The sequence below is a fragment of the Corynebacterium sp. UMB10321 genome, assembly GCF_030228725.1.
GTDB lineage: Bacteria > Actinomycetota > Actinomycetes > Mycobacteriales > Mycobacteriaceae > Corynebacterium > Corynebacterium pseudogenitalium.
This window is the reverse complement of record NZ_JASOZC010000059.1, coordinates 1-258: the sequence shown is the minus strand read 5'-3', so window position 1 is coordinate 258 and position 258 is coordinate 1. Positions and strand designations below refer to the sequence as shown.

The 258-nt window shown below is 57.0% G+C and carries 1 protein-coding gene; it reads left to right on the top strand.

The annotated features are described in order from the left end of the window. Positions 1 to 46: 46 nt before the first annotated feature. A partial coding sequence (locus QP752_RS11300; RefSeq protein ID WP_336621671.1) for a helix-turn-helix domain-containing protein occupies positions 47 to 258 on the top strand: 212 nt, incomplete at its 3' end.

Genomic DNA, 258 nt, shown 5'->3' with positions numbered 1-258 from the left:
AACACCCGGTGATGTATCTCGTGTTGGTACTGGCCAGCGGCTAGGGCTGGCGGAACGCTTAGTCATTGCCGAGCATCTGCGAGCAGGGCATTCGCACCGGCGTATCGCCCAGATGGTCTGTCGTAGTCAATCCACTATCAGTCGTGAAATCGCACGCAACAGCGTCGATGGTATCTACGATGCTTATCACGCTGACCAGGCCAGCCGCGGGCGTCTTGCTCGCCCAAAGCTGCGCAAACTCGATGACAATCGGTTTTT